This window comes from Streptomyces sp. H39-C1, assembly GCF_027158125.1.
Taxonomy (GTDB): Bacteria; Actinomycetota; Actinomycetes; order Streptomycetales; family Streptomycetaceae; genus Actinacidiphila; species Actinacidiphila fildesensis.
The window spans coordinates 17,499-27,591 of sequence record NZ_JAPVLS010000108.1; the positions used below are offsets into that span (position 1 = coordinate 17,499).

5 protein-coding genes and 2 pseudogenes are annotated in these 10,093 nt (G+C 67.4%); 4 read left to right on the top strand and 3 right to left on the bottom strand.

Going from position 1 to position 10,093, the window contains the following annotated elements:
• Positions 1–67: 67 nt before the first annotated feature.
• Positions 68–1,345, bottom strand: a complete 1,278-nt coding sequence (locus O3W51_RS41390; RefSeq protein WP_138359045.1) for an extracellular solute-binding protein — start codon at positions 1,343–1,345, stop codon at positions 68–70.
• A 511-nt stretch (positions 1,346–1,856) separates the two neighbouring features.
• Positions 1,857–3,092 carry a LacI family DNA-binding transcriptional regulator gene (locus tag O3W51_RS41395; RefSeq protein ID WP_306665063.1) on the bottom strand — a complete coding sequence of 412 codons (1,236 nt, stop codon included), beginning with the start codon at positions 3,090–3,092 and terminating at the stop codon, positions 1,857–1,859.
• A 353-nt stretch (positions 3,093–3,445) separates the two neighbouring features.
• Here O3W51_RS41395 and O3W51_RS41400 point away from each other — a divergent pair, with 353 nt between their 5' ends.
• Positions 3,446–5,920, top strand: coding sequence for a pullulanase X25 domain-containing protein (locus O3W51_RS41400; protein ID WP_187145214.1), 2,475 nt, complete (start codon positions 3,446–3,448; stop codon positions 5,918–5,920).
• A gap of 757 nt (positions 5,921–6,677) precedes the next feature.
• Positions 6,678–7,019 (top strand): annotated as a pseudogene (locus tag O3W51_RS41405) (transposase); the annotation flags it as partial.
• Between the two features lie 22 nt (positions 7,020–7,041).
• On the opposite strand, the gene O3W51_RS41410 reads toward O3W51_RS41405, so the two are convergent.
• Positions 7,042–8,298, bottom strand: a complete 1,257-nt coding sequence (locus O3W51_RS41410; protein WP_269288933.1) for an IS110 family transposase — start codon at positions 8,296–8,298, stop codon at positions 7,042–7,044.
• Positions 8,299–8,752: 454 nt separating this feature from the next.
• On the opposite strand from O3W51_RS41410, the pseudogene O3W51_RS41415 reads away from it, so the two are divergent.
• Positions 8,753–9,199, top strand: a pseudogene (locus O3W51_RS41415) (IS5 family transposase); the annotation flags it as partial.
• A gap of 270 nt (positions 9,200–9,469) precedes the next feature.
• Positions 9,470–10,093: IS5 family transposase (locus tag O3W51_RS41420; protein ID WP_269288929.1), on the top strand; the 624-nt coding region annotated here is incomplete at its 3' end.

Sequence of the window (10,093 nt, forward strand, 5' to 3'; positions counted from 1 at the left end):
CTTCGGGAAGGGTGATGCCGGTGCCGGGCGGGCGCCCCGGGCGCGGGGGCGGCCGCCCGGAGTCCGGTCACTGGGTGGCGTAGTCCGGGAGGAGCTTCTTGGCGGCGGTCGCGACGTTGTCCAGGCCGGCCTGGGTGCTTTCCCGGCCCGAGAGGATCTTGATGAGGTCGGTGCCCAGCGGGTCGTACAGGGAGCTGTACTGGGCAACCTCGAGGCGCGCTCGCCCGGAGGGAAGGACGCTCTGGTAGCCGGCGATGGCCGGGTTGGCCTTGACCGCGGGGGTGTAGGCGTCCGCTCGGGTCGGCAGCGTGGCGTTCTTAGCCGCAGTGGTGGCCTGGGTCTGGGCGGAGGTCATGAAGGCAATGAACTTCTGCGCCGCGGCCTGGTGGGCGGCGTCGGAGCCGGCGTAGGCGACGAGGTTGTGGCCACCGAGCGGGGCACCTGCCTTGCCCGCGGATCCCGCCGGGAGCGTGGCGATGCCGAGGTTGGCCTTGTCGGTGAACGCGGAGCCCTTGAAGACGTTGGCGCTCTCCCATGGGCCCTGGACGATGGCGGCGGTCTTGCCGTTGTCGAAGGCGTCCATGACGTTGGCGTAACCGTTGCTGGTGGTGTCGAGCTTGGCGACGCCGGGGGCAGTGACCAGAGCCTTGAGGGTGTCGATGCCCTTGACGGCGGCCGGAGAGTTGACGGTGATCTTCTTGGCGGCGACATCGAGCATGTCGGCGCCCTCGCCGTAGAGGAACGGCATCGCGTAGTAGCCCTGCGGGTTGAAGGCGAAACCGTCGACGCCGGCCTTCTCCTTCACAGCGGCGGCATCGGCCTTCAGCTCATCCCACGTGGTGGGGGCGGCGGTGATGCCGGCCTTGGCGAACAGACCCTTGTTGTACATCAGCGCCAGGGTGTCGGTGACCTGGGGGATGCCGTAGAGCTTGCCCTGGTACTTGGCCTGCTGGACGAGGCTGGGCTCGAAGGCGCCGATGTCTTTGGCGGCGTCCGTACTGTCCAGCGGCGCGAGGTAGCCCGCCTGGGCGAAGGCCGGAGTCCACCCGACGTCAGCGCGCAGGACGTCGGGGGCGCCCTTGCTTCCGGCGGCGGTCTGGAACTTGCTCTGAGCGTCGGCGAAGGGCACGTTGACGTAGGTGACCTTGACGTTCGGATTGGCCTTCTCGAAGTCGGCGACCAGGGCCTTGAAGGTCGGCGCTTCGTTGGTGGCGTCCGAGGTGTCCCACCAGGTGATGGTGACGGGGCCGGAACCGGAGGAGCCGGAGCTGTTGCCCGAGCTGCAGGCACTCAGGGAGACGGTGATCGCCATTGCCAGCGCGAGGGCCGCGATACCACGTCGCATGGTGACTCCTTGAAGAGGTGGGTTGTCGGATTCGAGGCCCGGGGTGGTCGCACCGGATCACCAATGGTCCGGCGGGGTAGGCGACGCGTCCCTCGGTGCGCAAGGCGTGCGATGCACCAAAGGCCCGGCCCGCGGCGGGATCCGCTGGTCACGACGGGCAGGTGCTGCCTGGAAACCCGTGAGGAGTGGGCCACGCCGACGTTCTGATGTCGACGACGTTAGCAGGCCACTAACAGGAGTTAGCTAACATTTATGTAACGCGCTGGACGCAGCGCGGACACGGTCGGAGGGAGTGAGAGGCGGCGCCGACCGCAGGCTTAAGGTGTCGCGTGCGATCAAAGTCGGCGACGATGCCGAGCCTGGCTACGGAACGCAGGCGAGGTTAGCCACAGCGGTGCGCAGACATGGCGGCGGTGGCCCACCGGGTGCCGACGGCCCCTGCGCCAGGTGCGGGGTGCGGGGCGGAGCCTGCCGCGCATGTGGGTGCAGAGAAAGGCAGGGCCGCTCCGGATCAGGCGTTGGGCAGGCCTGTGCTCTGTGCGGCGGGCACGCGCGCGCTGGAGTCGCGCACGATCAAGCTGGTACCGAGCAGTTGGTGCGGGTGCTGGTCCTCACCGCGGATGGCGGAGATGAGGAAGTCCGCGGCGGTCCGTCCTTTGGCGGCGATGGCCTGCCGGACACTGGTCAGACGCGGCCGGAGCCACGCCGATTCCGGCAGGTCGTCGAAACCGGTGACCGAGACGTCTTCGGGTACGCGCAGGCCGAGGTCGTGCAGGGCGTCGACCGCCCCGAAGGCCAGGATGTCGGACAGAGCGATGATGGCGGTGGGCGCCGCCTCAGCAGTAGCCATCAGGGCTTTCGCCGCTCGGTAGCCATCCATCCGGGTGGCGGGAACCTCGACGAGGTTGATGTCCTTCAGGTCCATGCCCACCTGGGAAAGCGCGTCGGCGACTCCGGCCATCCGGCGGGCCAGCGGGCCCCGATAGCCGCGCTCCGCCCGCTCCGGGCCGGGGTCGATCGAGAGCAGCGCCATCCGGCGGTGGCCGAGTTCCAGGATGTGCCGGGTGACTTCGCGCGCCCCGCTCTCGTCGTCGACGTCGACGCTCGGCACATCGGCCCAGGGGCTACTGTCCACCAAGACGAACGGGATGCCGCGCCGTTGGAGTTCGGCGACCTCACCGCGGTCGTGCTCCAGTCCGCACACCACGAATCCGTCGACCGCCGCGTACGGAATCGCCTTCAGCATGGAATCGCGCAGCGGCGGGGTGAGCAGCAGCGTGAAACCCTGTTCATCGCAGACTTGACCTACTCCGGTGAGGAACCGGGCGTAGTACGGGTTCTCCATGATCTTGGCGAGGTTCTGGGGCAACAGGACACCCAGCGACTGCGTCTGCCCTGCCTGCAGCATCCGCGCCAGGGTGTTCGGAGAGTATCCGAGCTCCTTGGCGGCGGCGAAAATCCGGTCGCGGGTGGCCACCGAGAGCCGTTCGGGACTGTTGAAGGCGAAAGAGACCGCCGAACGGGACACTCCCACCATCTTCGCCACATCCGTGGAGGTGGGACGCGACCGCCCGCCGGCCGAGGCAGCTCCTGACGCGCTCGCCGACATCATGTTCCCCGCATCCGTAGGCACCTTCGCTGCTACCAAAACGATAACGCACGTTACTAACACCCATACGTCATAGGCGCAGAAACCTGCTTCCGCCCGCCCGAGGGACCTGAGGGACCTGGTGGCCCGGCCGGACATGGCGCTGAGCGGCACAAGTTTCGGCCGGTACCTTGACCCCCTCGTCGTTTACCCATTATTAACATGTGTTAGCAACGTACCAATGGCTCTGTGGCCTCCACCGGCTGCCGCGCAAGCCCTCCAGGGACCTGCCGGTTGCGGTCGGCGCGACACCACCCGGACAAGTGCCTGACTCCTCCTGCTCACCCGCTGTCCCGCCCGCGTGCTCCCCGCCGCCGGAGCCCTACTGGAGGTTCCATCACATGCATCGCGTCTCCCACCCCGCAAGACCCCGAAGAGCCGCCACCCTCCTTGCCGCCGCAGCACTCGGCCTCACCCTCGCTCCCCTCCTCCAACACACAGCCAGTGCAGCCGTGCCCGGTGCCGTCTCGGTGCCCGGCACGTTCAACAGCGAGATCGGCTGTGCCGGCGACTGGGCCACGGACTGCGCGCAGGACCAGCTCACCCAGCGCGCCGACGGCATGTGGTCCGTCACCCTCAGCCTTCCCGCCGGCAGTTACACCTACAAGGTCGCCATCAACAAGAGCTGGACCGAGAACTACGGCCAGAACGGCGCGGCCGGAGGGGCGGACATCCCGCTTGTTGTACCCACCGGTGGCAAGGCCGTGACCTTCCTCTACGACCCCGTCACTCATGAAATCGCCGACAACGCGACCAGCAGGACGGTCACCGCCGCCGGCACCTTCCAGTCCGAGATCGGCTGCGCCACTGACTGGGCTGCCGACTGTCTTGTCCCCAGGCTCCAGGACTCCGACGGCGACGGCATCTACACCTGGACCGCCAGCACGATCCCCGCCGGAACCTGGGAGGTCAAAGCCGCCATCAATCAGGGCTGGACCGAGAACTACGGCCAGAACGGCGCGGCAGGCGGAGCCAACATTCCCTTCACCGTACCGGCGGGCGCCGCCACCACCTTCAGCTTCAACTCCGCCAACCACCAGCTGACCGTCCAAAGCGGCACCGGCTCCACCCCGAGCCCCAGCCCGACCCCCACCACCCCGCCCGCTGGAACCGGAAGCACCCTCGGCGCGACCTACACCCCCACCGGCACCACCTTTAGGATCTGGTCACCGGACAACTCCACCGTCACGGTGAATGTGGCCGGCAAGAGCTACCAGCTCAGCCCCGCCACCCTCACCGGCTACAGCAGCGTCTACCAGACCGTCGTCGCCGGTGACCTCAAGAACCAGCCCTACCAGTTCTCCGTCGGCGGCAACGCCGTCCGCGACCCGTACGCCCAGATGGTCAACCCCGGCACCACCCAGGGCATCGTCATCGACTCCGGCGCGGTGGCGCCCACCGGTGGCAGCTGGGCCACCCGGCCTGCCCGCACCAACCGCGAGGACTCCGTTGTCTACGAGCTGAACGTCCGCGACTTCACCATCGACGCCAGCTCCGGCGTCGCGCCGGCCAAGCGCGGCAAGTTCCTCGGCCTCGTCCAGGGCGGCACGACCATCAACGGCGTGAAGACCGGCATCGACCACCTCAAGGAATTGGGTGTCACCGACGTCCAGATCCTCCCCTCCTTCGACTTCAACAGCACCGTGCCCAACTGGGGCTACGACCCGCTGAACTACAACGTGCCCGAGGAACAGTTCTCCCAGTACACCGCGGCCGAGGACCGAATCCGCGAGTACAAGGACATGGTCAACGAGTTCCACAAGGCCGGCATCCGCGTGATCATGGATGTCGTCTACAACCACACGGCCAGCAAGGACGTGTTCGGCGCGATCACCGGCAAGTACTACAACGCCACCGACCTTTCCGGCACCGGCAACTCCATCGACGACGGCAACCCGATGGTCAGCCGGATGATCCGCGACTCCCTGGAGCACTGGGTCCGCGACTACAACGTCGACGGCTTCCGCTTCGACCTCCTCGGCGTGAACTACGCCACCAACGTCGCCGACTGGGGAAGCTACCTCAACACCACCTACCCGGACCGCCAACTCCAGATCTACGGCGAGCCCTGGAGCGGAGGCGTCACCGACTCCGCCGAGGCGCAGAAGGTCCGCTACGCGAGCGTCCCCACCTTGGCCAACGCCCACGTTGGCGTCTTCAACGGCGCCTACCGCGACGCCATCAAGGGCGGCACCCAGGACACCGTCATGAACTACATGAACGGCGCCGGCAGCGCCTCCTCGATCGCCCTCGGCATGCGCGGCTCACCACTCACCATCAAGGCCACGAGCCAGCTCACCGACACCTGGAACCCGGCGTTCGCCTACGACCCTGAGCAGAGCGTCAACTATGTCTCCGTCCACGACGACCTCAACCTCTGGGACAAGATCACGTACTCCGGGGCCACCGGCGGAGCCGCCGGCCGGGCGGGACAGATCGACCGCTTCGCCACCGGCATGATCCTCACCTCCCAAGGCATCGCGTTCCTCTCCGAGGGTGACGAGTTCCTCCGTTCCAAGGTCGTCGGCGGCAACTACGACACTGCCAAAAACTCCTACAACGCCGGGGACAACGTCAACGCGATCCACTGGGGAGACAAGACGGCCAACGCCCCGACCTACAAGTTTCACAAGGACGCCATCGCCCTGCGCAAGTCCACCCCGGCCTTGCGCCTCACCACCTGGGACGCCGTCAAGAACCAGATGTCCACCCAGGTGAACGGCTCCGTCGTGATCTCCGCCATCAGCTCCAGTGCGAGCGCCCCCACCAGCTACGACACCGTCGTGGTTTACAACCCCACCAACAGCGACTACATCACCACCCTGGCCGCCGGCTCCTGGATCAAGGTCCTCGACACCGCCGGAGCCGTCTCCACGACCGGAAACACCGCCGGCCCGCTCGCCGTGACCGTCTTCAAGAAGAACTGACACGCCGCACCAGGACACGTCGGCGCCGCCACATACCTATGTGGCGGCGCGGACCCACTGGGCCAGACCCGTACATCGGGACCACCACCATTGACCTCGAACGAACGGCCAAACTTGATCACTCGCGCGGCAACCGCCGCACACGCAGGCGGCCTTCGGCTGATGGTGTGCTCCGAGCAAGGAACACGCGATCAGCACGAGGCTGTGGAGTTGAATCTGCTGCGCGACGGAGTCCGTGCGGGATGCTTCCGCTGGAATTGCCACGACCAGCAGGCGGAGTTGGCCTCCTGCTTAGCCCCGGCCCCGGGATGCGTTGTTCGCGAATTCGCCGACGCGATGCTGTGCGTCGACGGGCCCGTCAGGTCGCTGATGGACTCCCCGACCGACGCATCGCACAAAGTCATCAAACCTGGCGAATACCGCAAGGTCGACGCTGTCGACCGTGGTGCCGACGGTTGTCGATGCGGGCGGTGGCTTCCTACTCCTCGACTGTCTGGATGGCGCAGCGCCACGGCGCAGACATGCTGGCCTGACTGTTTCAGGCGTCACGCGGTCCGCTCCCCTGCTGTGGCGCGACCCGCCGGGGAGTCGGCCTTGTCGGCACGTGCTGGCGCAGCGCGGCGTTTCGGTGGCCGCGGCGTTGGACGCGGGTTTGGCCGTTCGGAGCCGGTGCGTCGTCCGGGACTAACTGATCATTTCAGAATGAGATCGGTGTGTTGACTTGGCAGTTGGGCCTTGGGTCGGCAGGATCTGCGGGGTGTCTGTTGATCTTGTGCCTGATGACTTGTGGGAGCGGATAGCTCCGTTGCTCCCTGCCCGGCCACCGCGGAGACATCGGTTCCCCGGCCGGAAGCCGGTGGACGATCGCGTCGCCCTGCGGGGCATCGTCTACGTCCTATGCAAAGGCGTCAGCTGGAGCGACGTACCCACGGAGCGGATCGGATGCAGCGGGGTTACCTGCTGGCGGCGCCTGCGGGACTGGACCGAGGCGGGAGTCTGGCCTCGCCTGCACGAAGCACTTCTGGCCGAACTGCGGTCGACCGACCTGCTCGAGATGGACGATGCCGCGATCGGCGGCTCTCACGTCAGGGCCCTCAAAGACATCTCAGGGGGCTATGAAGTCAAGCTGCCTGCTCGGTCGGGAGTGACAGGAGCGGTGCGAAGGCATGCTGTTCGTCTAAATGCTGCCGGGTCTTGAGACAGTGGTGGAGCTGGCCGAGGAAGCGGTTTAGCAAGTGCCGTTGTGCGGCGGCGTGCCAGTCTCCGTGCTCGCGTCGGCGTCGGTAGTGCGAGTTCGCTCCTGGTGAGGCGGTGAGGGCGGCGAAGGCCCAGAGGAAGCCGGCGTTGATGAGGCGATTGTTCTTGACGAAGCGTCGGCCGACGAACCGTTTCTTGCCGGAGGCCCGGGTGATGGGGGCGGATCCGGCGTATGACTTCAGCGCCCGGGCGTCGGCGAATCGTGCCCGGTCGTCGCCCAGCTCTGCGAGCACGCGGGTGCCGAGCATGGGCCCCAGGCCCGGGAAGCTGAGCAGGATCTCGCTGTCGGCGTGCTGGTGAAAGGCGGCTGTGGCCGCCTCCGCGAGGTCGTCCGCGGCCTGGCAGGTGGCGTCCAGCTGCTTGAGCAGGGCCAGGAGCTGGTGGCCGAAGGCGTCCTCGACGCCGGGCAGCTGGTGGGCGTACTCGGCGCGGAAGACGTCCCGAAGCCGCTCGGCTTCCGCGTCGCAGCCGCGGAGGCGGCCACTGCGTTTGAGGGCGGCCCGCAACTGGGCGAGGGTGAGCTTCGCGGCCTTGGCCGGAGTCGGGGCCAGAGTGAGGATGACGCGGGCATCAGCCCTGGTCAGACCGCCTTGCTTGCTCTGGGAGGCCAGCAGAGCGGCAGGGTAGTACTCGCGCAGGAGCGAGCGGACCTGATTCGCGACCTGCTGCCGAGCCCAGACGGCGTCCTGCTGTGCTCGGGCCAGGACCGTGATGACCTGGGCGAGTTCGGAGTCGGCCGGCAGGGGCCGGTGGGCGTGCATGTCGGTGCGCAGGACGTTCGCCAGGACCAGGGCGTCGCCCGGGTCGGACTTCTTTCGGCTCACGCCGTGGCGGTCGCGGTAGCGCGCGGCGGCGAGCGGGTTAATCGCGAAGACCTGACGGCTTCCGGTGCGCAGGCTCGCGACCAGGAGGCCGTGGCTGGTCTCGATGGCCACCGGTATTGGATCGTCCGGGCTGTCACCGTGCTCGGCCAAGAGGGCCAAGAGCTTGTGGTAGCCGGCCACGTCGTCGGTGATACGGGCTTTGGCGAGCAGAGTGCCGGCTTCGTCGACGAGGGCGACGTCGTGGTGGCGCTCCGCCCAGTCGATGCCGCAGAACACGGTCAAGCTGTCCTCCCAGATCCGTCCGTTTATGCAGTTCACGAGCACATGCGGGTCGCGTGGCGCCCTAATCCAAGGACTCGTTGGTCCGCCATCTCAGTAGCCGTTCGCGACACCAGCGAACTCCAGGGGCTCGATCTTTCGGCAGAGCTCACGGGCTCGCGGATGAACAAGAGGTCGACCCTGGAGAGGGCTCGCGCCGTGACAATTAACGCTCGACCTGGCCCCGCGAGTTTCGCGGTGACCACGGGGGCGCCGGGCTGCGCCGCTCTTGACAGAGGCCTCAAGGGCCCGGGGAAACGGAGGCATCAGCCCGGCGCCCGCGTCATCACCGCGGACCCCGCAGCGGACAGCGATGCCGCTCTTTGAGGAGGCCTTGACGGCCAGGGGGGATCTAGGCATTCGCTGTCCTATGCGAGCAGCTACCCCGGGGCGTTGCATGGGCCCGGGCCGGCTGCTTACACCCTGGATTAGGGGGGCTCACACCGGCCCTTCACCGGTCGACCGGGGGCGGCCGGGCAGCAAGCACCATGTGATCGTCGACCGGCACGGCACACCACTCGCCGTAACACTGACCGGTGGAAACCGGCACGATGTCACCCAGCTGATGCCCCTGCTGGACGCGATACCCCACATCCGGGGCCGGCGCGGCCGGCCCCGGAACCGCCCCAAGCGATTGTTCGCCGACCGCGGCTACGACTACGACAAGTACCGCCGCCTGGTCCGCGCCCGCGGGATCACCCCGAAGATCGCCCGCCGCGGCGCACCACACGGCTCTGGACTGGGTAAAACACGCTGGGTTGTGGAACGAACCTTCGCGTGGCTGCACCAGTTCAAACGACTCCGGATCCGCTACGAGATACGAGCCGATCTCCACCTCGCTCTGCTCCAACTCGCATGCAGCCTCATCTGCTTGAGGCGACTCAGTAGCTGTTGTCGTTCCGATCTTGAGGGGTGTGCGTCGAACGGGAGTCTCGATCGGGTGATCGCAGCTGGTCCCGGGCATGAAGGCAGGGCCTCTTGGTAGCTCGGGGTTGCGAAGCCAACCGAGATCCAGGAGACCCTGTTGCCGCAGTTCTACGTGCTCACGCCGGTGGAGTTCAACTCGGCTGCACCGACGTGTGATTGTGTCGCTCATCGGTTCGGAAACGCGGCCGATCACCCGGAACGTGTTCGGCGGTATCCCTCGGACATGACGGACGTGGAGTGGGACCTGGTCCGGCCGCTGCTGCCGGTGCCCGGCTGGCTGCGCGGCCGGGGCGGACAGCCGGAGGCGTACTGCCACCGGGCAATACTCGATGCGATCCGCTACCTCGTCGACAACGGCATCAAGTGGCGGGCGATGCCCGCCGACTTCCCGCCGTGGGACCGCGTCTACGCGTTCTTCCGCCGTTGGCGCGACCACGCCCTGGTCAAGGAGTTCCACGACCGGCTGCGATCGAGGATCCGCGAGAGGGAGGGGCGGACTGCGGAGCCGACAGCCGGGGTGATCGACTCGCAGTCCGTCAAGGCGGACTCGGTCGTCGGCTTGGACAGCCGTGGCTTCGACGGCGGAAAGCTGGTCAACGGGCGCAAGCGGCACGTCGTGGTCGACACCCTCGGCCTGCTGCTGGGCGTGATGGTCACCGCCGCGGATGTCGGCGATCGCACCGCCGCACAGGTCCTGCTGCGGCAGGTCGCCGATGCCCCCCACCGGTTGGAGCTGGTCTGGGCCGACGGCGGCTACACCGGCCCCCTCGTCGAGCACTGCCTCACCGTGCTCGCCCTGGTCTTGTCGATCGTCAAACGCAGCGACGACATGCGTGGCTTCGTGGTC

Excerpts from the sequence above, each read along its gene's own strand:
- O3W51_RS41390 (WP_138359045.1), bottom strand. The coding sequence starts at position 1,345 with ATGCGACGTGGTATCGCGGCCCTCGCGCTGGCAATGGCGATCACCGTC.
- O3W51_RS41395 (WP_306665063.1), bottom strand. The coding sequence starts at position 3,092 with ATGTCCGGCCGGGCCACCAGGTCCCTCAGGTCCCTCGGGCGGGCGGAA.